Below are 20,805 nucleotides of genomic sequence, written 5' to 3'. Positions count from 1 at the left end.
TAGCGGGCTTCGGCACATCAGGTTCGCACGGATTCGGCGATCGGACGGCTGTTGGGCGCGGCCGAGGCGAGAGCCGCTTCGGCCTCCCGAACCACGCTCAGCGTACGCGGCAGGCTTTGTGGATTCACGCTCATGGAGTCGATGCCGATGTTCGTCAGGAAGGCGGCGATCTCGGGATAGGTCGCCGGCGCCTCGCCGCAGATGCCGACGTGGCGGCCGTTCCTGTGCCCGCCCGCCACGGCCTGCCGCAGCATTTCCAGGACGCCGGGATCGCGCTCATCGAAATCGAAGGCGACCGTCTCGGAATCCCTGTCGACGCCCAACACCAGCTGGGTCAGGTCGTTCGAGCCGATGGAGAAGCCGTCGAACAGCTTCGCGAAGGCGTCGATCTGGATGACGTTGTTGGGAATCTCGCACATGACGTAGACCTCGAGCCCGTCCTCGCCACGCTTCAATCCGTTGGCGGCCATGGCGGCCAGCACCCTCTCCGCCTCCTCCACGCGCCGGCAGAACGGCACCATCACCTTGAGATTGGTCAGACCCAGCACCTCGCGAACGCGGGCCAGGGCCTCGCATTCCAGGGCGAAGCCGTCGGCATAGAGCGGATGGGCGTAGCGGGCGGCGCCACGGAACCCGAGCATTGGGTTCTCCTCCTCCGGCTCGAAGGCCCTGCCGCCGAGCAGCCGGGCGTACTCGTTGGTCTTGAAGTCCGATAGCCGCACGATCACCGGCCGGGGATAGAAGGCCGCGGCGATCACGCCCACGCCCTCGGTCAGCTTGTCCACGAAGTAGCGTCCTGGCGAGGCGTAGCCCTTGCTCAGGCGGTCGATCGCCGCACGTTCCCGCGCCTTCGCCACGCGCTCGGGATGGACCGCGGCCATCGGATGCAGCCGGATCTGCTCACCGATGATGAACTCCAAACGAGCCAGGCCCACGCCGGCGCTGGGCAACTGGGCGAACCGGAAGGCGAGGTCCGGCTGCGCCAGGTTCAGCATGATGTGGGTCTTCGGCTGTATCAGATCCTCCGCCTTGAGGCGTTGGACCTCAAAGGCGACCTCGCCATCATAAACCCGCCCGATGTCGCCCTCGGCGCAGGAAACGGTCACGCGGACTCCATTCGCCAGGCGCGCCGTCCCGTCTCCCGTGCCGACGACCGCCGGCACGCCGCGCTCGCGCGCGACGATGGCCGCGTGACAGGTGCGTCCGCCGCGGTCCGTGACCACCGCGCTCGCGCGCTTCATCACCGGCTCCCAGTCTGGGCTGGTAGCTTCGGCCACCAGAATTTCTCCGGGCTGGAAGGCGGCAAGGTCGGCCGGCCCGCGAATAACCCGAACGATGCCGCTGGCGATCCGCTCACCGACCGCCTTCCCGGCGGCCAGCACGACGCCCGAGCCGGTCATCCGGAAGGTCTCGATATCCGTGCCGCGCTGGGAGGCCACTGTTTCCGGCCGCGCCTGGACCACGTAGAGCCGGCCGTCGGTTTCGTCCTTCGCCCATTCGATGTCCATGGGCGTCGGCCGTCCCGCCCGTTTGGAATAGTGATCCTCGATGCGGATGGCGACATCGGTGAGGACCATGACCTCTGCGTCGGTCAGGCAGTAGCGCTCGCGGAGGGCCCGCGGGACCGGAATCGTCAGCAGTCCCGCCCCGTCGCCCTTCGGCTCGGAGATGATGCGCGTCTGCTTGGCGCCCAGGCTGCGGCGCAACACACTGCGGAAACCCTGCCGGAAGATGGGCTTGTGCACATAGAACTCGTCGGGGTCCACACGGCCCTGGACCACGTTCTCGCCCAGGCCGTAGGCGCCGGTGACGAACACCACGTCGCGAAAGCCGCTCTCGGTGTCGAGGGTGAAGATCACGCCGCTCGACGCGTGGTCGGATCGCACCATCCGCATCACCGCGACCGAGAGGAAGACCTTGGCGTGGTCGAAGCCGTTGTTGACCCGGTAGACGATCGCCCGATCGGTGAAGATCGAGGCGAAGCACCGTCGGCACGCCTCCACCAGCCCATCCTCGTCGCGGATGTGCAGGAAGCTTTCGTGCTGGCCGGCGAAGCTGGCGGTCGGCAGGTCCTCTGCGGTGGCCGAGCTCCGCACGGCCACGCTCAGCTCGGACCCGCACGACTCCTGCAGGAGTCTGAAGGCCGCGACGATCTGGGCCCGCAGGGCAGGTCCGCCCGTGGCCTGGTACACAATCTCCCGCGCCTGCGCCGCGCGCCGGGCGAGTTCGGCCACGTCTTCGACGTCGAAGGCGAGCAGCTCCCGGAGTTTCGGCCAGGCCTGCGCGTCCGAGAGGGCGTCCCGATACGCCTCGGCGGTGATCGCAAATCCGTCCGGAACCCGGACCTCGTCATCGCGGAGCAACTGGCAGAGCTCCCCCAACGAGGCTGTCTTCCCACCGACACGCGGGATGTCGCTCAGCGTGAGGGTGTCGAAGGGTGCGATGTAATCGGCCTGCGGCATGTCCCGGCTCCGGATTTGATCTGACGCCGCAGGATGAGGGACGGATGGCGCCCTCGCCTTGAGCAGGGTCAACGCTGAACGGTCCCCCAGGACCTGCCGGGATCTAGTTAGGCCTCGGCTCGCGCTCGCGCACGCGGACCCCATCGACCACCTTGTCGGAGGGAAACGCCACGACGCGCTCGCCGCCGCGGAGCCCCTTGCGAATTTCCGCCTCCCGGTCGGTCATGGCGCCGACCGTCACAGGCGTCAGGCGCGCCCGGCCGTCGGCGATGCGGAACACCGCCCATCCGCCGTCCGCCCGCACCAGGGCGCCCAGCGGCGCCTTCACGGCCCGGGTCTCGCGACGCAGGAAGACGCGTCCCCAGACGCGGTAGCCCGGCCCGATGCGCGCCCATGCGGCGGGCGGACCTTCGAACTGCAGCAGCACGAGCACGCGCTGCTCTTCCACCCCCAGGGCGGACACCTTGGTGAAGCCCTGGGGCTCCACGCGGCGGACTGTCGCTGGAAGCGCGCCCGCGCCGCCCCAGTCGAACACCTCCGCCCGCATGCCCTCGCCGATGCGCACGGCGTCCTGGGTCAGGAACTCGATCGCAGCCTCCAACCCGCTCTGGTCGCCGATCTCCACCAGCGGCGCGCCCACGGCCACCGTGCCCTCGCTCTCCTGCAGCACGCGAGTGACATAGCCGGAGGCCGGGGCGATCACGGGGACAGCGCGACCGCCCTCGGCCTCCGGTCCCATCAAGGCCGATCGGGCGACCGCCAGCTCCGAGCGACGCACGCCAAGTTGCGCGGCCGCCGCGCGCGACGCGGCCCGCGCGGCGCGAGCTTGGGCTTCCGCCGCGTCGAGGGCCTGACGTGCAGCGAAGCCCTGCCTGGCCAGCGTCTGCACGCGGGTGAGGTCGCTCTCGGCCTTGCGGGCCTCGGCGGCGTAGCGATCCTGATCGGCCCGAGCCGCGCCGACGGCGGCCTCAGCGGCCGCGACAGTCGCCTGCGCCTGGGCCCGCGAGCGTGTGTCCAGGAGGCCGGGGCTCGCTGGGCGAACGCGCGCCACAACCGTGGCGCCGGCATTGACCCGGTCTCCGACATGCAGGTCAACGCGCTCCAGCCGGCCCGAGACCGGCGCGGCGACCACATAGGCTTCCCGGACGCGGGCCGCGCCCTGGTCGGCCACGCTGTCGGCGATCGGGCCCACGCTGACGATCGCTCCGTCGACAGCCACGGGTCGCGGCGCCAGCAGGAGGCCGAGCATCACCACGACGACCAGCGCCGCGGCCGCGCCGATGGCCCATCTCGCCCACTTGAACTTGGCCATTTGCTAGTCCCTCGTCTTCAGCACGGCCACAAGATCCAGGCCCCAGATGCGGCGGGCCACCAGCCCGCCTGCGACGATCACCGCGGTCAGGTAGGCCAGCAGCGCGATGCCGTAGCTTCGGGCGCCGATGACAGCCGGCAATCGCACCTCGTCGCGCGAATAGGCCGCGACCAGCCCGTGGGCGAGCGCTTGCCCCCCCAACACCCCCAGCGGCGTCGCCACCAGCGCCAGCACGGCCAGTTCGCCGGCCAGGATGTAGGCGCACTCGCCCTGGCCGAATCCCAGGACGCGCAGGGTGGCGAGATCGCGCGCCCGTTCCGACAGGGCGATGCGGCTGGTGTTGTACGCGACCCCGAAGGCGATGGCGCCGGCGAAGCCCACGTAGAAGCTGACGGTGACGCGGAAAGCCTCGGCCATGGCCTGCCGCCAGTTGGCCACGGTCTCGTCGCGAGACGACGCTCCAACGATCTGTGGCGTGCGCTCGATGGTCCGGTAGAAGTCCGGGCGACGGTCGGCGGCGACCTGCAGATGCGCGCCGCTGGCGAGGTCGCCCTCGCCCATCAGCGCATTCAGCCGTCGGCGGTCCATGTAGGCGGCGAAACCACTGTAATCGCGGGCCAGTCCGGTCACCGGAAGCACCCCGACCGGTCCGCGCCCATCGATGATCTCAACCCTGACAAGATCGCCCGGGTGCAAGCCCAGGCGGTCGGCCAGCGCCTCGCTGACCACGAGCCCCTGGCCTTTGAACGGCACGCGGCGGTCGCGCGCGTCCAGCGGCCGATCGAGGCTTCCGTCGGGCTGCAGGCCGACGATGCGGGTCAGTTCCACCCGGCCGTTCGCCTTCAGCCGCGCGGCCACGATGCGGACAGGCTCGGCTGCGACCACGCCGGGCAGGCGCGACACCTCGCCGAGGGCCGCTATGCTCCGCGCTTCGGCGAAGCCGATCGCCTCGCTCCACCGCTGCGTTCGATAATAGGCTTGGTCGACCACCTTATCGAGGCTGTCGAACAGGAACTGGGTGCCCACCAGCAGGGTCAGGCTCGCCGCGAGGCCGAGGGTCGCCAGCAGGCTGCGGACCGGAAAGCGCTCGAGATTGCGGACGATCACCCGCGTCGCCTGGTCCACCGCCGGCCCCCGGACCAGCCGATCGAGCGGGCCGGAGCGGTAGGTCGCCGGCCTTAGGGGCTGCATCGCCACGACTGGGGAAAGAGCCGCCGCGCGGCGCACCGCGGCCAACGACCCCGCGACGGTCGCCGCCACCGCCACGGCCGAGGCGCTCGCGAACGCCAACCAGTGGAAGTGTACCGCCAGGACCGGAAAGCGGAAGTAGTCGCGGTACAGGTCGACGATGGCGGCGCCCAGGGACGCGCCCACCAGACCGCCGGCCGCCGCGCCCACGAGGCCGATCGCAACGGCCATTCGCAGGTAGGGCTGCGTGGCTTCCGCGTCGCGATAGCCAAACGCCTTCAGCAAGCCGATCTGCTCGCGTTCGGCGTCCACCAGCCGCGACATCGTCAAATGCACGAGGGCCGCGGCGATGATCAGGAAGATCGGCGGCAGGATCGAGGCGGAGGTGGAGAGTTCCTTGAGCTCAGCGGCCAGGAACGCGTGTGACGCCTGATCCTCCCGCGCGTAGGCGACGCGACCGCCATAGGGCGCGAGGATCCGGTCGACGTCCGCCAGCACAGCCGGGATCGAGGCGCCGGGCGCCAGCCTCAGCGCCACGACGTTGAACGCTCCGGTCATGCCCGCCGCCCGTTCGACGGCCGGCTTTGGCGCCCAGAGGACGGCCTGGTGAGCGTCGTCCGGCATGAACGACTCCGGCGCCGGAACGTAGACGTACTCCGGCGACAGGACCGCGCCGACCACGGTGAAGGTGAAGGCCCGGCCTTGCACCACCGCGGTCAGCCGGTCACCCAGCCGGACCCCTGCGGCCTCCATGAAGGCCTTCAGCGCGACGACCTCGTCGGTGCGGACCGGATCTGGCATCCGGCCCTGCGTGAGGCGGATGCGATTGAGTTCGCGGCCTTCGTCGTCGGGAAGGGAGATGAGGCGCGCCATGGCTGGGCGCGAGAGCCCTGGCACGTCCATGAGCCCGGCCTCCAGGATGCGGGCGTCGACCGCCGTCACGCCATCGATGCGGTTCAATTCCTGGAGACGGGACACCGGCGCGCGCTTGGCCTGGGCGAAGACGTCCGCGAACCGGGTGTCGGCGTAGAAGGTCGCCTGGGCCTCGGCCAGCGCGCCCTGGGCCGAGAACGACATGACCGCTACCGAGACCCCGCAGGCGATCAGCAGCGCGATGGCCATCATCTGCCACTTCAGGCGCCATAGATCGCGCAGGAGCTTGCGGTCGAGCGGTTTCACCAGCTCATCTCCCGCGGCGCCGACTTCCGGGTATTGCGCTCCAAGTCGGTGATGCGGCCGTCCCGGAACCGGATGACCCGATCGGCCATGCCCGCGATCGCGGCGTTGTGCGAGACGATCATGGTGGTCGCCGCGACTTCGCGTGTGACGTCCGCGATCGCCTCCAGCACCTGGATGCCGCTTTCGCTGTCGAGGGAGCCCGTGGGTTCGTCGCAAAGCAGCAGCTGCGGCCGTTTGGCGATGGCGCGCGCCACCGCCACCCGCTGCTGCTGGCCGCCGGAGAGTTGGGCGGGAAAGTGATCGAGCCGATCGGAGAGGCCAACCCGCGCCAGAGCCTCCTCGGGCGACATGGGGTCGTGCGCGATCTCGGTGATCAGCGCCACATTCTCCCGCGCCGTCAGGCTGGGGACCAGGTTGAAGAACTGGAAGATGAAGCCCACCGAGGCCCGGCGATAGCGAGTCAGCACGGGGTCGCTCGCGCCGGTCAGCTCCAGGCCCTGGAACCGCGCCGAGCCCGAGCTTGCCCGGTCAAGACCGCCCAGGATGTTCAGCAGGGTCGACTTGCCCGAGCCGGATGGGCCCAGGAGCACGAGCGTCTCACCGCTCTCGATGTCGAGATCGACGCCCCGCAGCGCATGCACCTCGCCCGCCGCGGTCGAATAGACCTTGGCCAGGTCGCGCACCTCGAGTGCACTGTCGTTCATTCGGACACGGTTGCTCCCGGCGAGCGCCTGTCAGGCTCGGTACGGCGCCGCTCCCGAGCTCGCCTTGACCTTACGCAAAGCTTCGGCCCCCTCGAGGACTGGACGACACAAGAAGGCACGCTATCAGGTCTTCGGAAGAACCACAGCTTCGCCGCCCTCCTGGCCGTGAGGGTATCGGCCACCCCACCGCGCCCGAACCGAGCGGCTAGCCGCAGGCTCGCGGTCCGGCCTGGACGAACCCGAACGGGGGTCGGTCACGCCCGCGAAAGAGCGACGGACACCACGCCTGCGCCCGCAGGCGAGCTCTCAAGGCCGCCGCCAGGTCCTCGCCGGCATGGGCGCTATCAATGGCCACGATCTCCCGGTCCGGCGCATGGCGATCGCCGCGCGCCAGCCCGGCGACCCCTATGATTTCCGGGCGGGCGCCGCAGGGTCGTCGGGCCACGATCAACGAACCGGCGGCTGCAAGCCGGAGCAATCGCACCGGCGTCGTGTCGTCGCTCGATCCCATGAGGCCGGCGATCTCCGCGATCGCCTGGTCGTCGATCTCGGCGCCGGCAAGGCGCACGAACTCAAGCTGGTCGTTCCGGCTCATCCGCAGCCCCCCGCGATAACCCTGGCCTTAGCGATCCCCGATTCGCGGCGCGGCAGAAGACGTTGACGCGTGGCCGCGACGAATTCGTCCTGGTCATGGACGGGCCGGACCGCGGCGAAGGTTCGAGGATGGAAGGCCCGCGCGTCAGGGATAAGCTCGCGGCTATCAACCGGGCGGGACGCCACATGACTGCAGGGCAAACTCCGACGCTTCGGCGGCGACTCCACGAGCAGCTGGATCCGAGGGCGCGCAAGGCAAAGGGGCTGTCGCCGCTCAATCGCGTGCTGATGGTCCTCATCCTCGTCGCCACAGGCCTGGCGATCGTCGAGACCGAGCCCGCCCTCGCCGCCGCCTACGGAGGCGCCTTTGTCCTGGCGGAGGTCTCGCTCGGGCTGCTCTTCAGTCTCGAATACGCCCTGCGCCTCTGGACGGCGCCGGAACGGGAGCTCGAGGCACGCCCCTGGCGCGAACGGCTGCGGTTCGTCTTCTCGCCGGCGGCGATCGCGGACCTGATCGCGATCCTGGCCTCGTTCGCGGTGTTCGACGGTTCGAGCGCCATGCTGCTGCGCCTGGTCAGGGTCGGACGGATCCTGCGCCTGGCCAAGCTCGGGCGCATGTCGCGAGCCTTCAACCACATGGTCGAGGCGGTCACGACGCGGCGCGAGGAGCTGCTGCTCAGTCTCGCGGCGGGGTTCTTCCTGATGATCGTCGCGGCCACCGCGCTCTACCTCGCCGAAGGCGCCATCCAGCCCGACAAGTTCGGCAGCATCCCGCGCGCCCTATGGTGGTCGGTCGCGACCATGACGACGATCGGGTACGGCGACGTCTATCCGGTCACCGTGCTCGGCAAGGTGCTCGCCGCCGTCACCGCCATCTTCAGCATCGGCTTCATCGCCATGCCCACCGGCATCCTGGCGGCGTCGTTCAGCGACGCCATGCAGCGCCACCGGAGCGCACTGCAAGACGGGTCGGCCGATAACTCCGCGCCATGACCCCGATCGATCGGCGGCTCGCCGGCCCTAGGCCGTGACAGCCTCGGTCAACAAGGCGGCCAGCAGGCCGGCGGCCCAGGCCTGGCCGTCGGGGTCGGCGATCAGGTCCTGGCGGACCTCCAGCTCCAGATAGTCGAGACCGCGCGGATCAGCGTGGAGGGGAACGGTGTTGTCGATCTCGTCCATCCGGTAGGGCTGGTTGTCGCCCGCGTCCTCGCCCAGTTCGCGCCTCAGCAGGGCCAGCATGCGGTCCGACAGACGCGAGTCACCCCGGTGCAGCACGCCGATGCGCCAGGGACGGGCCTGGCCCTGAAAAACCGGGGTGAAGCTGTGCAGCGACACCAGCAGCGTCGCCACGGACGTCCGGCGGTCCAGTTCGGCGGCGATGGCGTCCTGGTAGGGCAGGTAGATTTCGTCATGCCGCGCGGCGATCTCGGCCGCGCCGAGCCCTGCATTGCCAGGGATCGCCACGTCGTCGCTGACCTCGGGGATCGAGCCCGCCGCGCCCGGCCGCCGGTTGCAGTCGATCACCAGGCGAGAATAGGCCTGGCGAATGAAGACGGCGTCCAGCGCCTCGGCCAGCCGCGCGCCGAGGCCCGCCACCCCAATGTCCCAGGCGATGTGCCGGTCCATGGCCGCCGGCGCCAGGCCGAGGTCGCCCAGCCGCCTTGGGATCGCGCGGCCGGCATGGTCGCCGAGCAGCAGGAATGGCGAGCAGCCGCCTAGATTCGTGACAACCACCGGCGACACATCGTCCTGACCCAGCAATAGGTTCGACGGCGGCGCTGAATCGGCCCAGCTCTTGCTCAATGCCGATCCTCTCGATCCGTCATGTCACCCGCTACCGGTACCGCAACCCCGTTGCGCTCGGCGAGCATCGCATGATGCTGCGTCCGCGCGAGAGCTACGATCAACGTCTGCTGGCCTGCGAGCTGACCATAACGCCCACGCCCGCGCGCCTGCGCTCGATGCACGACGTTTTCGGCAATTGCGTCGAGGTGGCGGGTTTCGGCGGCCGCACCACCGAGCTGGTCATCGAAAGCAGGGCTCGCCTGGACCATACCCCCCTGCCCGCCTTCGCCGACATCGACGGTGAGATCGAGGTCTATACGGGCGCCATGCCCTTCGCCTACAGCCCCGAGGACCTGCCCGACCTGCGGCTCTCCATGGAGCGGCAGTATCCCGATCCGGAGGGTCTGATCGACCGCTGGGCGCGGCGCTTCGTGCGCAAGACCGCGACCACCAGCCTGCAGCGGCTGCTCAGTGAGATGACCCAGGCCATCTATGCCGACTTCAAATACAGCACGCGCCTGGAGACTGGCATCCAGACTCCCCTGGAGACCCTGGGCCTGCGCAGCGGCTCGTGCCGCGACTACGCGGTGCTGATGATGGAGGCCGTGCGCAGCCTCGGCCTCGCGGCCCGTTTCGTGTCCGGATACATCTACAGCCCCTATTCCAACGCCGAGCACGCCCGGATCGGCGGAGGCCACACCCACGCCTGGGTTCGTGTCTATCTGCCGGCCTGCGGCTGGGTGGAATTCGACCCCACCAACGGCATCGTCGGCAACGCCGACCTCGTCCGGGTGGCGGTTTCCCGCGATCCGCGCCAGGCGGTGCCCCTGCACGGAAGTTGGGCAGGTCCGGCCTCCGACTACCTCGGCATGGAGGTCGAAGTGGACGTCCGCGGCGAAAACGAGCTGGTGGTGCAACCTCCGTCGCAGCGAATCGTTGGGGCGGCCTGCTAGCCATCCCCGGGAGATATCGATGCGCATCCAGACGGGCTTCGAGATCACCTACGACTGCCCGGCCCCGGTCCCCATGATGCTGACGCTCAGCGTGCATCCGTCCCGGCGCGGCGACCTGGAGACGCCCGACTGGGTCAGGACCGATCCGGCCCTGGACGTGCGGCAATACCTCGACGGTTTCGGCAACATCTGCAGCCGGATCCTGGCCCCGGCCGGCCGGCTGGTCCTCTCGGCGGAGTTCGTGATCCGCGACTCAGGCCTGGTGGATGACTACGCCCCCGACTCGCCGCAGATCCCCGTCGAGGACCTGCCGGACGATGTGCTGATCTTCTTGCTGGGCAGCCGCTATTGCGAGACCGACCGGCTGAGCGACATGGCTTGGAGGCTGTTCGAGAACACCCCGACCGGCTGGGCCCGAGTCCAGGCGATCGTCGACTACGTCCACAACCACATCCGCTTCGACTACCAGCACGCGCGACCGACCAAGACCGCCTACGAGGCCCATGCGGAGGCCGTCGGCGTTTGCCGCGACTACGCCCACCTGGCGATCGCCTTCTGCCGGTGCATGAACATCCCGGCCCGATACTGCACGGGCTATCTGGGCGATATCGGGGTGCCGACCGTCGGCGTGATGGATTTCAGCGCCTGGTTCGAGGTCTATCTGGGCGGCCGCTGGTACGTGTTCGACGCGCGAAACAACCGCCCGCGCATCGGCCGGGTGCTGATCGCGCGCGGCCGCGACGCCGTCGATGTGGCCATCGCCAACACCTTCGGCCAGGCGGACCTAGCCGGCTTCAAGGTGACGGCCTACGACCTGGCGGAAGCCGCCTAGCCGTGGGCGTTCATGGGCGGCTGATATTCCTCGATCAGGTCCTCACGCTCGGCCATCCGCACCGCGCTGCGGACATTGAGCCGGGTGAGGACGTCGACCTCGGAGCCATAGGTGTCCTTGGCGCGGGCCAGCTGATCGCGCCAGACCGTGCGGGCCAGGCTGTCGGTCTCGCCCACATAGAGGATGTCGACCCCCTGCGAGCCGGGCTTGGCGATGATATAGTTCGCGCCCGCAGGCGGCAGGATGCGATCCTCTTCCAGCGTTGTGTAACGATAACGGTTGCCGGACTTACCGACGATCTCGATTTGACGGGTCAAACCACGCTCCCGACCTGGACGGACACTCCGGGGTCGGACGGACCCGCCCCCGGCTCGTGATAACCGTGCGAGTGGGGCGAAATATAGACCAACCGCCGCGACAAACCATCACCAAGTCGCGAGGCGGGCGCCTTATCCATTGCACGGAACAACCGGCGCCATAAGGCGTTCCGGGTCCGGGCGCAGCTCTGCTAGGTTGACGCCGAGGGGCGTCGACTCAACCCCGCTTCCCAGGTTCGAGGCTCTACACCGCCGTATGGAACGCCCTGCCGAGTTCAGCCTTGTCGACGCCGCCGACGGTCCCAGGGCCGTCCTGGCCGGCGACTGGACAGCGACCTCCATTGGCGAGGCGGCGCGCGACCTCTACGACGCCATCGTCGAGAAGACCGCCAAATCCCTGGACCTGACCCGGGTCGGCCGGCTGGACACGGCCGGGGCCTTCGCAGTGGTTCGCGCGGCCGACGGCCACATCGACACGGACCGTATCTCGGGCCGCCCGGAATCGCTGCGGCTGCTGGAATTGGTCAGCGCCGCGGCCGCGGCCAAGCCGGTGACCCGGCCGCAGCCGCGCGGCTTCCACGAAATGACCATCCGCATCGGCAAGGGGGTGTTCAATCTCGGCCGGGAGATCTTCGAAACCCTGGTCTTTGTAGGCCACCTGCTGGTCGCCGTGGGGCGGACCTTCGTCTACCTGTTCACCAATCCGAAGCGGGTCCGCTGGGCGCCGATTGTCTCGCTGATGGAGCGCGCCGGCCTGGACGCCATTCCCATCGTCGCCACCACCTCGTTCTTCATCGGAGCCGTGGTGGGGCTGCTGGGCGCCAACATGCTGCGCCAGTTCGGGGCCGAGGTCTTCGCCGTGGAGCTGATCGGCATCGCCGTCCTTCGCGAGTTCAACATCATCATCACCGCCGTGCTGCTGGCCGGCCGTTCGGCCTCGGCGTTCGCCGCCGAGCTCGGCTCGATGAAGATGAACCAGGAGATCGACGCCATGCAGGTGCTGGGCGTCGACCCGTTCGAGGCCTTGGTCTTCCCCCGCTTCGCGGCCCTGCTGCTGACCATCCCCCTGCTGACCTTCGTGGCCACCCTGGCCGGCCTTTTCGGCGGCCTGCTTGTCACCTGGACGGCGCTGGACCTCGGTCCCTCGTTCTTCCTGCAGCGGATCGTCGACAATGTCGGCGTGACCCAGTTCTGGATCGGCCTGTCCAAGGCTCCGGTCATGGCCGCCGTGATCGCCGGCATCGGCTGCCGCCAGGGCCTGGAGGTCGGCGGCGACGTGGAATCCCTGGGTCGGCGCGTGACGGCCGCGGTCGTCCACGCCATCTTCGCCATCATCCTGATCGATGCGGTCTTCGCCTTGGTCTACATGGAGCTGGACATTTGAGCGCCGAGCCGCATCCGGAGGACGTCCTGCCCACCACAGGCCCGGCCATCGAGGTCCGTGGCCTGGTTTCGAAGTTCGGCGACCGGGTGATCCACGACGGCCTCGACCTCGTGGTCAAGCGCGGCGACGTGGTGGGCGTCGTCGGGGGCTCGGGCACCGGCAAGTCGGTTCTGCTCAACACCATCATCGGGCTGAAGGCGCCCGACGGCGGTACGGTCCGCGTGTTCGGCCAGGACATCCAGCGGGCCTCACGCCGCAAGTGGTCGGCCATCGAGAGGCAGTGGGGCGTGTTGTTCCAGCAAGGCGCGCTGTTCTCGAACCTCACCGTGCGCGAGAACGTCTCGGCGCCGATGTACGAGCACACCGACATCCCGCGCCGCATCGTGGCTCAGCTCGCCGACCTGAAGATCGCGCTGGTTGGCCTCCCGCCCGAGGCAGGAAGCCTGAAGCCGTCGGAGTTGTCGGGCGGCATGCGCAAGCGCGCCGGCCTCGCCCGCGCCCTGGCCCTGGACCCCGAGTTGCTGTTCCTCGACGAGCCCACCGCGGGCCTCGACCCCATCGGCGCGGCCTCGTTCGACGAGCTGATCAAGGACCTCTCCGACAGCCTGGACCTGACCGTCTTCATGATCACCCACGACCTGGACAGCCTCTACACGATCACCGACAGCGTCGCGGTCATAGCCGACAAGAAGGTCGTCGCGCACGCGCCGGTGGGGACGCTGGAAGACTCCGACCACCCCTGGATCCGCGAGTACTTCCTGGGCCCGCGCGGACGCGCCGCGGTCAAGGCGCACAAAGCCGCAATGGTGAACTGATGGAAAAAGACGCCAACTACGCCCTGGTGGGCCTCTCAACCCTGATCCTGTTTCTCGGACTGGTGATCTTCAGCGTCTGGCTCGCGCGCCTGAGCTTCGCCCAGGACTACGACCTGTATGACGTCGTCTTCCAGGGACCGGTGCGCGGCCTGTCGCAAGGCGGCGAGGTGCACTTCAACGGCATCAAGGTGGGCGAGGTCACCAAGATCCAGCTCGATCCCGCCAACCCCAATCGTGTGATCGCCCGCGCCCGGGTCAGCTCCGACGTGCCGATCCGCGTCGACTCGTTCGGCACCCTGGAGCCGCAAGGGATCACGGGGGTCAATTACATCCAGATCACAGCCGGGACGCCGACCAAGAAGCTGCTCAAGGATACCTACCCGGCCAACGAGGTTCCCGAACTGCGCACCCAGAGAAGCGCGCTGGCCGACCTTCTGGAGGGCGGCGGCACCGTGCTGACCCGGACGGTGGAGGCCCTGGACCGGGTCAACCGCGTGCTCTCAGACCAGAATATCAGGGCCTTCAGTGGGGTGGTCGGCGACACTCAGTCGTTCACCGCCGAGCTGCGCGAGCGCAAAGCAGTGATCGCTGACGCCCAGAACGCGCTGCGCAGCATCGACGCCGCGGCGCAGCAGATCGCCACTCTGTCGCAATCGGGCCAGCAGCTGGTCGAGGGCGACGGCAAGCGCACCATGAAGAATGTCGCCGACGCCGCCGAGGAGGCCCAGGCCGCCGCGAAGGACCTGCGCGTCATGGTCGGCAAGCTGGAGGGACCCACCAGCGACTTCGCCACCAACGGCCTGCCGCAGCTCACCGCCTCGGTCGCCGCCCTGCAGCAGACGGCCGAGTCCCTCGACCGCCTGATCCGGGACATCGAAACCAACCCCCGCGGCCTGGTCGGCAAGCCGGCGGCCCAGGAAGTGGAGATCAAGCCATGAGCGCCCTCACCCGCTCTCTCGGGGCGCTGGGCGCCGCCGTGCTCGCCGTCTCGCTCAGCGGCTGCGTCTCGCTGTTCCCCAAGAGCGACCCGGCGCAGCTCTACAGGTTCGACGCCGCCGCACCCTCCGCTGAGCAGAGCGCGGGTCGCCCGGCCGGACAGTTCGGCGTGGTGCGCGGCGGCGGGAGCTTCACCCGCGCGGCCGCCGGCGACCGTATCCTGACCGTCGACGGCGGCGAGGTGGCCTATGTTGCGAATTCGCGATGGGTGGCGCCGGCGGTGACCCTGTTCGACGAGGCCCTGGCCCAGGCCTTCGACACGAACAGCGGCGGCGCGCGGCTGATCTCCCGGGGCCAGGCCGCCAAGGCCGACTACTCCCTGCGCGTCGACATCACCCGCTTCGAGGCGGTCTATGACCGCGGCCCCAAGGCCGCGCCGCTGGTGGTGGTCAACCTGCGGGTCGCCCTGACCCGCGCCGACCGCACCCTGGCCGGGGCCGATCTCATCGAGGCTCAGGTGCGTGCCGGCGACAATCGGGTTTCCGCGATCGTGGCGGCCTTCGATCAGGCCGTGGGCGAAGCGTTGAACGGCCTGGTCGCCTGGACCAACCGCACGGGGGCGGCGCCCGCCTAGGCTTCGAGGCCGGCGATCCGCTTGGCGGCGGTGAGCGTGTTCCTCAGCAGGCAGGCCACGGTCATGAGGCCGACGCCGCCGGGCACCGGCGTGATGAAACCCGCCACGGCCGAGGCTTCCTTGTAGGCCACGTCGCCGACGATCTTGGTCTTGCCGGCGGCGGCCTTCACGGGATCGCGAAACGGCACGCGGTTGATGCCCACATCGATCACCGCCGCGCCCGGCTTGATCCAATCGGCCTTGATCATCTGCGGCCGGCCCACGGCGGCCACCAGGATGTCAGCCTCCCGACAGACGGCGGCGAGGTCTCGGGTCCGCGAATGGGCGATGGTCACGGTGCAGTCAGCGGCCAGCAGCAGCTGGGCGATGGGCTTGCCCACCAGCACCGAGCGGCCGACCACCACGGCGCGCTTGCCGGTCAGGTCGCCCAGGGCGTCGGAGAGCATGATCATGCAGCCCAGCGGCGTGCAGGGGACCAGCGCCTTCTGCCCCTGGGCCAGCAGGCCGATGTTCATCGGATGCAGGCCGTCAACGTCCTTGGCGGGATCGATGGCGGTGATCACCGCTTTCTCGTCCAGGCCCTTGGGCAGAGGAAGCTGCACCAGTATGCCGTGGATGGCCGGATCGCGGTTCAGCGTCTCCACCAGGGCCAGCAGGTCGTCCTGGCGGGTGTCTGCCGCCAGCAGGTGCGTCACCGAATGCATGCCGACGGCCTTCGAGTGCTCGCCCTTGGAGCGCACATAGACCTGGCTGGCGGGATCCTCGCCGACCAGCACGACCGCCAACCCCGGGGTCAGGCCGTGTTCCGCCTTCAGCGCGGCCACCTCGACGGCGACTTCCGCCCGGATGCGTTCGGCCGTGGCCTTGCCGTCGATGATCTGAGCCTGCGACATTCACCCTCGCGCGCGGTCGGAACAGGGCCGTGCACTAGCCGTTCAGGCCCCGGTACGCAATGACGAGGAACCGCTGGAATGATGTCGAGATTCAGCAAGGTCTTCACCCGGTTCGCCTCGGCGATCTCGCGCTGGACCGGACATCCCGTAGTGTTCATCGGCTGTTGCACCATCGTGGTGCTCTGGGCGCTTTCCGGGCCGATCTTCGGCTTTTCCGACACCTGGCAGCTGGTGATCAACACCGGCACCACCATCATCACGTTCCTGATGGTGTTCCTGATCCAGAACACCCAGAACCGCGACAACAACGCCATCCACGCCAAACTGGACGAGCTGATCCGGGTCTCGGAGAGCGACAACTATTTCATCGGTATCGAGAACCTGCCGCAGGAAGAGCTCGAACAGCTCCTGAAGGAGCTCGACGGCCTGGCGCCGGAGCTTCGCAGTTCGACGGCGCCCCACAAGGTCCGCCATCCCAGCGCCAGGGTATCCAGCCACCCCAAGGCGCCCGCGCCGCCGTCGGCTAACGGCGCAGCCAAGCGCCCACGGCCCAGGCGTGCGCCTCGTGCCGCAAAGTCCTGATCGCCTCCAGCGGATCGACCCAGATCAGGGTGTGGTCATCCTCGACCTTGAGGTCCGGCGCCTCGGCCTCGATCCGCGCGGCGAAGAACGTTCCACGATTGTTGAACCCCTTGCCCTCGGTGTTCAGGAAGAACTGATCGATCTCGGCGAAGGCTTCGCCAGCCGCGATCTTGAGGCCCGCCTCTTCGCCAAACTCGCGGACCACGGCCTGTTCGGCGGTCTCGCCGGGATCGATCGCGCCGCCCGGCAGGTCGCGCCAGACCGCGCCATCCGGTTTCTCGATTCGCACCAGAGCGATCTTGCCGTCCCGCTCGGCGATCCCGAATGCGGCCGGACGGTCGGCATAGACCCGGCCGCCCACCCGCTCCCCGAACTGCGGGACGGCGCGCATCAGTCCTTGCCGTAGAGGGCGTCGTAGGGATCGACCTTGCCGGCCAGCACATCGTCCACGCGCACCACCGGCCAGCCGACGGTGACCCGGGCGCTGGCCTTCCAGGCGGAGACCACCATGTCGCGCAGCTCGGAGGCGCCGGCCGCCAGGCGCTCGCTGGCGAAGGCCACGCCGCGCGGGTCGCCGGGCCGCAGCCCGCCACCATTCTCCATCTCATAGAACGGAACGACGAAACGGCTGGTGGCGGTCAGGTAGTTTGTCGTCCGCTGCTCGACGGGGCATTTGCAGTCCACCGGCGCCGTCATCTTGGCGTCGATGCTCAGCGGATCGATGTTGGCGAACACGAACTCACTCTCGAACGGCCCGTGGACCTTGGCGGTCGTGTAGCCGTTGGGGTTCGGGTACTCGCCCCAGCCGTTGTAATGCACGGTGACGTGCAGCGGCTGGGACCCGTCGCCGACGAAGTGCGACAGATGTCCGAGGGTCGCCAGGATCTGGGTCTCGCGCCGCGCAAGGTCTCGGCGGAGCCAGGCCCTGCGGGCCTTGTTCCGCTCGCGCGCCGCGGCGTAGCTCAACACCCGCCAGTACCCGAAGTCCTTCGCCAGTTGCTGGTGCTGGTCGATAATCGAATAGGGCAGGTAGCCTGCCTTCCAGCTGTCGATCCCGGCGGCCTGCAGCGCCTTCTCATATTCGGCGCGAGTTGCCGGCAGCGGCAGGAACGGCGGGCCGCCCAGCAGCTTGCCCTCTTCGTCCAGGTCCAGGAAATGGCCGGCGTCTCGGTTGTGATCGTGGATCCGGCCCGAACCCTTGGAGCGGTCCTGTTCGCGCGAAAGCTCGCCCACGTCGCGCACGGACCCCGGCGTGCGCAGGAAGGCCGGGAGCTCGCGCGGCAGGGCGCGCATGGCGGCCTCGCCGACGATGCGGTGGCCCATATTGCCCCAGGCCAGGGCGGGTGCAGGCGCGAGGGCCAGAAGAAAAGCGGAGGCGAGTGCGGCGGCGCGGATCATGCCTTCCCGTTTAGGCGATCTTCAGCGCGCCCTCCACCCGCTTCACCCAGGCCTGCACGTTCGGATAGCGGTCCAGGTCGAAGCCGCCCTGGTCGGCGACCCGCGTGTAGGCCACCAGGGCGATGTCGGCGAGACTCACCCGACCGCCGACCAGGAAGCCGCCGCCCGCGAGGGCGTCCTCGAGGCGTTGCAGCGCGCCATTGCCGCGATCGACGATCTTCGGCTCCAGGTCGGCGACGGGCTTGCCGAGATAGTGCACGTGGAAGCGGGCCACGGCGACATAAGGCTCGTGGCTGTACTGCTCCCAGAACATCCACTCCAGCATCCGCGCGCGCTCATAGGCATCGCTCGGGATCAGGTCCGAACCCTCCGCCAGGTGCAGGATGATGGCGTTGGACTGGGCTAGCGGCCGGCCGTCGGCGAGAATCACCGTCGGCACCTGACCGGCGGGATTCAGCGCCAGGAACTCGGCCGTGCGCGTCTCGGCCTGCAGGACACTGGTCTCGATCCAGTTGTAGGCGAGCCCCAGATGGTCCGCGGCCCATTTTACTTTCAGGCAGTTTCCGGAGATCGAGTCGCCGTAGATGCGCATGACGGATTCCCTTGCTGGACAAGGATTCCAATAGCCGAGCGCGGGGCGTTCGCAAGCCAAGCTCTTCGGGGGCGCCTGTTAGCTGGGCTGCAAGCCGGTTTGACTCGCAACCCTGAGTCCGGGTACCCAAGAGGCTGCTGCACAGATCAACGACGAAGGAGCCGCCGTCATGCGACGTCGCCTCGCCGCCCTTGCCGCCCTTTCCCTCCTCTTCGGGGCCGCCTCCACCGCACAGGCTGAATCGCCCTCGGACCCCATTGGGGACCTGATCGTTTCGGCCCTGACCGGGACCTTGCCGGGCACGCCCCAGTTCCGCCTGAAGGCCACGCTCTACCACGCCGGCGCCAAGGGCGTGGGCGCCCTCGACTCGCTCGGCTGCAAGGTGGTCGCCATGCGAACCGTGGCCATCGATCGCAACCTGATCCCGCGCCGCACGAAGCTCTACATCAAGGAAACCGTCGGCCTGCCGATGCCTGATGGCTCAAAGCACGACGGCTATTGGTACGCCTCCGACGTCGGCGGGGCGATCAAAGGCGAGAAGATCGACCTCTACACCGGCCACGGCTCGTCCTCGATGCGACCGCTGATGGCGCTGAACCTCGCCAAGCTGACCGTCGCCAAGGCCGGCGAGTTCAAGGGCTGTCCCCCGGCCTAAGGCCGGCGTCGACGCCCGACACATTTCCCCAGGCCTGACCCAACGCCGCCGCCTCGCGCTGGCGCGAACCTCCATGGCTTGAGGACATCCATGATCATCTCGAAACCGAACTTCTTCCTGTTCACCGGAGGCCCCGGCGTGGGCAAGACCACGCTGATCGAGCATCTGCGGAGCCGCGGCGAGCGCTGTGTCGAGGAGACCCATCGCCGGGTGATCCGCGAGGAGGTCGCCGCGGGCGGCTCCGCCCTGCCCTGGCTTGACGTCCAGGCCTATGGCGAACGCACGGCGCGGGAGGACATCGCCATCTTCGATTCGATGATCGATGTGCAAGAGCGGGTGTTCTTCGACCGCGGCATTCCCGACACCGGCGGACCGCACTTCACCCCGCCGCCCTGGCATCTCGAGTCGCTCAGGACACGGCGCTACAACAGGACGGTCTTCGTGCCGCCGCCATGGCGCAAGATCTACGGCCAGGACACTGAAAGAAAACAGACTTTCGACGAGGCCCTGCAGGTCCACAACCTCATACTCGGCGCCTGCCGCGAGCTGGGCTACGAGCCGGTGATCCTCCCCCTGGCCAGCGTCGAGGACCGCGCCGCGTTCGTGTTGAAGGTCGTCGATCAAGTCTCTGCCAATTGCTCCCCATCTGGGGGAGCTGTCGGCCGAGTGGCCGACTGAGGGGGACTTTGACTCTTGTTTGGGGCTTCAACCCCCTCCACCGCTTCGCGGTCCCCCTCCCCCAGAGGGGGAGGATCTAGAAGCTCTCAGGTCTCGACGAAGGCGCGTTCCAGGACGTAGTCGCCGGGGTTGGCCAGGGAGCCTTCCACATAGCCGCGGGCTTCCAGCAGCGCCTTGAGGTCGGCCAGCACCGAGGGCCCGCCGCACAGCATCAGGCGGTCGACGGCCGGGTCCAGGGGCGGAAGGCCCAGGTCCTCGAACAGCTTCCCGGACTCGATGAGCGTCGTGATCCGGCCCTGGGTCTTGAACGGCTCGCGGGTCACGGTCGGGTAGTAGGTGAGCTTACCCCCGATCACCTCGCTGAGGATCTCGTCCTGCGCCAGGTCGTGCTCGAACAACTCGCGGTAGTTCAGGTCGGCGACGGCGCGCACCGTGTGGGTGACGATGACCTGTTCGAACCGGTCATAGACCTCCGGATCCCGGGCCAGGGAGAGCCAGGGCGCCAGGCCGGTGCCGGTGCCCAGCATGTAGAGACGTTTTCCGGGCTTGAGGCCGTCCAGCACCAGGGTGCCGGTGGGCTTGCGGCCGATCAGCACCTGGTCGCCCACCTTGATCTTCTGCAGGCGCGAGGTCAGCGGGCCGTCCTGGACCTTGATCGAATAGAATTCCAGCCCGTCATGCCAGGCGGGCGAGGCCACCGAATAGGCGCGCACCAGCGGCTTGCCGTCGACCTCCAGGCCAACCATGAGGAACTGGCCGCTCTGGAAGCGCAGGGTCGGGTCGCGGGTGGTGCGGAACGAGAACAGTTCCGGCGTCCAGTGCTGGACCCAGGTGACGGTCTCGGTGAAGAAGGCGCCGGCTTTCTTGGCCGGCGCGGCCGGGGCGATGGTCTGCGTCATGATGCGTCTTTAG

General features: G+C 68.7%; 22 protein-coding genes. 10 read left to right on the top strand and 12 right to left on the bottom strand.

Features of this window, described 5'->3' with window-relative positions; translation table 11 throughout:
* Nucleotides 1-17: 17 nt before the first annotated feature.
* The 5 genes from ppsA to M9M90_RS08240 all read right to left on the bottom strand — a co-directional run bounded on the left by ppsA (nucleotide 18) and on the right by M9M90_RS08240 (nucleotide 7,440).
* Nucleotides 18-2,462 (bottom strand): phosphoenolpyruvate synthase, encoded by a 2,445-nt coding sequence (gene ppsA, locus M9M90_RS08260; RefSeq protein ID WP_254836684.1) that lies wholly within the window; start codon nucleotides 2,460-2,462, stop codon nucleotides 18-20.
* 103 nt (nucleotides 2,463-2,565) lie between these two features.
* Nucleotides 2,566-3,774, bottom strand: a complete 1,209-nt coding sequence (locus tag M9M90_RS08255; protein WP_254836683.1) for an efflux RND transporter periplasmic adaptor subunit — start codon at nucleotides 3,772-3,774, stop codon at nucleotides 2,566-2,568.
* Between the two features lie 3 nt (nucleotides 3,775-3,777).
* Nucleotides 3,778-6,141 carry an ABC transporter permease gene (locus tag M9M90_RS08250; RefSeq protein ID WP_254836682.1) on the bottom strand — a complete coding sequence of 788 codons (2,364 nt, stop codon included), beginning with the start codon at nucleotides 6,139-6,141 and terminating at the stop codon, nucleotides 3,778-3,780.
* Nucleotides 6,138-6,845 (bottom strand): ABC transporter ATP-binding protein, encoded by a 708-nt coding sequence (locus M9M90_RS08245; RefSeq protein ID WP_254836681.1) that lies wholly within the window; start codon nucleotides 6,843-6,845, stop codon nucleotides 6,138-6,140. The genes M9M90_RS08250 and M9M90_RS08245 overlap by 4 nt, the downstream gene beginning before the upstream one ends.
* 205 nt (nucleotides 6,846-7,050) lie before the next feature.
* Nucleotides 7,051-7,440 (bottom strand): hypothetical protein, encoded by a 390-nt coding sequence (locus M9M90_RS08240; protein WP_254836680.1) that lies wholly within the window; start codon nucleotides 7,438-7,440, stop codon nucleotides 7,051-7,053.
* Nucleotides 7,441-7,625: 185 nt separating this feature from the next.
* On the opposite strand from M9M90_RS08240, the gene M9M90_RS08235 reads away from it, so the two are divergent.
* Nucleotides 7,626-8,432: an ion transporter gene (locus M9M90_RS08235; RefSeq protein WP_254836679.1), complete on the top strand. Its 807-nt coding sequence runs from the start codon at nucleotides 7,626-7,628 to the stop codon at nucleotides 8,430-8,432.
* Nucleotides 8,433-8,459: 27 nt separating this feature from the next.
* Here the strand turns inward: M9M90_RS08235 and M9M90_RS08230 are convergent, their stop codons facing one another.
* On the bottom strand, nucleotides 8,460-9,242 hold the full coding sequence (locus M9M90_RS08230) for an N-formylglutamate amidohydrolase (RefSeq protein WP_254836678.1): 783 nt from the start codon (nucleotides 9,240-9,242) through the stop codon (nucleotides 8,460-8,462).
* On the opposite strand from M9M90_RS08230, the gene M9M90_RS08225 reads away from it, so the two are divergent.
* Both M9M90_RS08225 and M9M90_RS08220 read left to right on the top strand, forming a co-directional pair.
* Nucleotides 9,242-10,177 carry a transglutaminase family protein gene (locus tag M9M90_RS08225; protein ID WP_254836677.1) on the top strand — a complete coding sequence of 312 codons (936 nt, stop codon included), beginning with the start codon at nucleotides 9,242-9,244 and terminating at the stop codon, nucleotides 10,175-10,177. The two genes, M9M90_RS08230 and M9M90_RS08225, sit on opposite strands and share 1 nt — an antisense overlap.
* A 19-nt stretch (nucleotides 10,178-10,196) precedes the next feature.
* On the top strand, nucleotides 10,197-11,009 hold the full coding sequence (locus M9M90_RS08220; protein WP_254836676.1) for a transglutaminase family protein: 813 nt from the start codon (nucleotides 10,197-10,199) through the stop codon (nucleotides 11,007-11,009).
* Here M9M90_RS08220 and M9M90_RS08215 read toward each other — a convergent pair.
* On the bottom strand, nucleotides 11,006-11,326 hold the full coding sequence (locus tag M9M90_RS08215; RefSeq protein ID WP_254836675.1) for a hypothetical protein: 321 nt from the start codon (nucleotides 11,324-11,326) through the stop codon (nucleotides 11,006-11,008). The two genes, M9M90_RS08220 and M9M90_RS08215, sit on opposite strands and share 4 nt — an antisense overlap.
* Nucleotides 11,327-11,582: 256 nt before the next feature.
* On the opposite strand from M9M90_RS08215, the gene M9M90_RS08210 reads away from it, so the two are divergent.
* From M9M90_RS08210 to M9M90_RS08195, 4 genes are read left to right on the top strand one after another with little or no spacing between them, the layout of a single operon-like run.
* Nucleotides 11,583-12,710, top strand: a complete 1,128-nt coding sequence (locus M9M90_RS08210) for an ABC transporter permease (protein ID WP_254836674.1) — start codon at nucleotides 11,583-11,585, stop codon at nucleotides 12,708-12,710.
* A complete protein-coding gene (locus M9M90_RS08205) occupies nucleotides 12,707-13,525 on the top strand; it encodes an ABC transporter ATP-binding protein (RefSeq protein WP_254836673.1) in 819 nt (272 codons plus the stop codon). The genes M9M90_RS08210 and M9M90_RS08205 overlap by 4 nt, the downstream gene beginning before the upstream one ends.
* A complete protein-coding gene (locus M9M90_RS08200) occupies nucleotides 13,525-14,463 on the top strand; it encodes an MlaD family protein (protein WP_254836672.1) in 939 nt (312 codons plus the stop codon). Before M9M90_RS08205 ends, M9M90_RS08200 begins: the two co-directional genes overlap by 1 nt.
* Nucleotides 14,460-15,095, top strand: a complete 636-nt coding sequence (locus M9M90_RS08195; RefSeq protein WP_254836671.1) for an ABC-type transport auxiliary lipoprotein family protein — start codon at nucleotides 14,460-14,462, stop codon at nucleotides 15,093-15,095. Before M9M90_RS08200 ends, M9M90_RS08195 begins: the two co-directional genes overlap by 4 nt.
* Here M9M90_RS08195 and folD read toward each other — a convergent pair.
* Nucleotides 15,092-15,988, bottom strand: a complete 897-nt coding sequence (gene folD / locus M9M90_RS08190) for a bifunctional methylenetetrahydrofolate dehydrogenase/methenyltetrahydrofolate cyclohydrolase FolD (RefSeq protein ID WP_254836670.1) — start codon at nucleotides 15,986-15,988, stop codon at nucleotides 15,092-15,094. The genes M9M90_RS08195 and folD overlap by 4 nt on opposite strands.
* Nucleotides 15,989-16,066: 78 nt before the next feature.
* Between folD and M9M90_RS08185 the strand changes: the two genes are divergently transcribed.
* The gene (locus tag M9M90_RS08185) at nucleotides 16,067-16,570 is read left to right on the top strand and encodes a low affinity iron permease family protein (protein ID WP_254836669.1); all 504 of its coding nucleotides are present in this window, start codon (nucleotides 16,067-16,069) and stop codon (nucleotides 16,568-16,570) included.
* Here M9M90_RS08185 and M9M90_RS08180 read toward each other — a convergent pair.
* The 3 genes from M9M90_RS08180 to M9M90_RS08170 are packed head-to-tail and all read right to left on the bottom strand — an operon-like array spanning nucleotide 16,512 to nucleotide 18,560.
* Complete coding sequence (locus M9M90_RS08180; RefSeq protein ID WP_254836668.1) at nucleotides 16,512-16,961, bottom strand: NUDIX domain-containing protein; 450 nt, start codon at nucleotides 16,959-16,961, stop codon at nucleotides 16,512-16,514. The genes M9M90_RS08185 and M9M90_RS08180 overlap by 59 nt on opposite strands.
* Entirely contained in the window at nucleotides 16,961-17,968 is a 1,008-nt protein-coding gene (locus M9M90_RS08175) for a S1/P1 Nuclease (RefSeq protein WP_254836667.1), read from the bottom strand. The genes M9M90_RS08180 and M9M90_RS08175 overlap by 1 nt, the downstream gene beginning before the upstream one ends.
* Before the next feature lie 10 nt (nucleotides 17,969-17,978).
* Entirely contained in the window at nucleotides 17,979-18,560 is a 582-nt protein-coding gene (locus M9M90_RS08170) for a glutathione S-transferase family protein (RefSeq protein WP_254836666.1), read from the bottom strand.
* A gap of 169 nt (nucleotides 18,561-18,729) precedes the next feature.
* Here M9M90_RS08170 and M9M90_RS08165 point away from each other — a divergent pair, with 169 nt between their 5' ends.
* Together M9M90_RS08165 and M9M90_RS08160 are read left to right on the top strand one after the other, a co-directional pair.
* Nucleotides 18,730-19,215, top strand: a complete 486-nt coding sequence (locus M9M90_RS08165) for a 3D domain-containing protein (protein WP_254836665.1) — start codon at nucleotides 18,730-18,732, stop codon at nucleotides 19,213-19,215.
* A 90-nt stretch (nucleotides 19,216-19,305) separates the two neighbouring features.
* On the top strand, nucleotides 19,306-19,893 hold the full coding sequence (locus M9M90_RS08160) for an AAA family ATPase (protein ID WP_254836664.1): 588 nt from the start codon (nucleotides 19,306-19,308) through the stop codon (nucleotides 19,891-19,893).
* Nucleotides 19,894-19,979: 86 nt separating this feature from the next.
* Here the strand turns inward: M9M90_RS08160 and M9M90_RS08155 are convergent, their stop codons facing one another.
* On the bottom strand, nucleotides 19,980-20,792 hold the full coding sequence (locus M9M90_RS08155; protein WP_254836663.1) for a ferredoxin--NADP reductase: 813 nt from the start codon (nucleotides 20,790-20,792) through the stop codon (nucleotides 19,980-19,982).
* Nucleotides 20,793-20,805: the final 13 nt, after the last annotated feature.

This window comes from Phenylobacterium sp. LH3H17 (assembly GCF_024298925.1).
Taxonomy (GTDB): domain Bacteria; phylum Pseudomonadota; class Alphaproteobacteria; order Caulobacterales; family Caulobacteraceae; genus Phenylobacterium.
Note: the sequence above shows the minus strand (reverse complement) of the source record. Positions and strands in the feature narration are given on the sequence as shown.

What these genes read in the sequence shown, in the direction of transcription:
- ppsA (WP_254836684.1), bottom strand. Translation starts at nt 2,462, where the DNA reads ATGCCGCAGGCCGATTACATCGCACCCTTCGACACCCTCACGCTGAGC.
- M9M90_RS08255 (WP_254836683.1), bottom strand. Translation starts at nt 3,774, where the DNA reads ATGGCCAAGTTCAAGTGGGCGAGATGGGCCATCGGCGCGGCCGCGGCG.
- M9M90_RS08245 (WP_254836681.1), bottom strand. Translation starts at nt 6,845, where the DNA reads ATGAACGACAGTGCACTCGAGGTGCGCGACCTGGCCAAGGTCTATTCG.
- M9M90_RS08240 (WP_254836680.1), bottom strand. Translation starts at nt 7,440, where the DNA reads ATGAGCCGGAACGACCAGCTTGAGTTCGTGCGCCTTGCCGGCGCCGAG.
- M9M90_RS08235 (WP_254836679.1), top strand. Translation starts at nt 7,626, where the DNA reads ATGACTGCAGGGCAAACTCCGACGCTTCGGCGGCGACTCCACGAGCAG.
- M9M90_RS08225 (WP_254836677.1), top strand. Translation starts at nt 9,242, where the DNA reads ATGCCGATCCTCTCGATCCGTCATGTCACCCGCTACCGGTACCGCAAC.
- M9M90_RS08220 (WP_254836676.1), top strand. Translation starts at nt 10,197, where the DNA reads ATGCGCATCCAGACGGGCTTCGAGATCACCTACGACTGCCCGGCCCCG.
- M9M90_RS08210 (WP_254836674.1), top strand. Translation starts at nt 11,583, where the DNA reads ATGGAACGCCCTGCCGAGTTCAGCCTTGTCGACGCCGCCGACGGTCCC.
- M9M90_RS08200 (WP_254836672.1), top strand. Translation starts at nt 13,525, where the DNA reads ATGGAAAAAGACGCCAACTACGCCCTGGTGGGCCTCTCAACCCTGATC.
- M9M90_RS08195 (WP_254836671.1), top strand. Translation starts at nt 14,460, where the DNA reads ATGAGCGCCCTCACCCGCTCTCTCGGGGCGCTGGGCGCCGCCGTGCTC.
- folD (WP_254836670.1), bottom strand. Translation starts at nt 15,988, where the DNA reads ATGTCGCAGGCTCAGATCATCGACGGCAAGGCCACGGCCGAACGCATC.
- M9M90_RS08185 (WP_254836669.1), top strand. Translation starts at nt 16,067, where the DNA reads ATGATGTCGAGATTCAGCAAGGTCTTCACCCGGTTCGCCTCGGCGATC.
- M9M90_RS08180 (WP_254836668.1), bottom strand. Translation starts at nt 16,961, where the DNA reads ATGCGCGCCGTCCCGCAGTTCGGGGAGCGGGTGGGCGGCCGGGTCTAT.
- M9M90_RS08175 (WP_254836667.1), bottom strand. Translation starts at nt 17,968, where the DNA reads ATGATCCGCGCCGCCGCACTCGCCTCCGCTTTTCTTCTGGCCCTCGCG.
- M9M90_RS08170 (WP_254836666.1), bottom strand. Translation starts at nt 18,560, where the DNA reads ATGCGCATCTACGGCGACTCGATCTCCGGAAACTGCCTGAAAGTAAAA.
- M9M90_RS08165 (WP_254836665.1), top strand. Translation starts at nt 18,730, where the DNA reads ATGCGACGTCGCCTCGCCGCCCTTGCCGCCCTTTCCCTCCTCTTCGGG.
- M9M90_RS08160 (WP_254836664.1), top strand. Translation starts at nt 19,306, where the DNA reads ATGATCATCTCGAAACCGAACTTCTTCCTGTTCACCGGAGGCCCCGGC.
- M9M90_RS08155 (WP_254836663.1), bottom strand. Translation starts at nt 20,792, where the DNA reads ATGACGCAGACCATCGCCCCGGCCGCGCCGGCCAAGAAAGCCGGCGCC.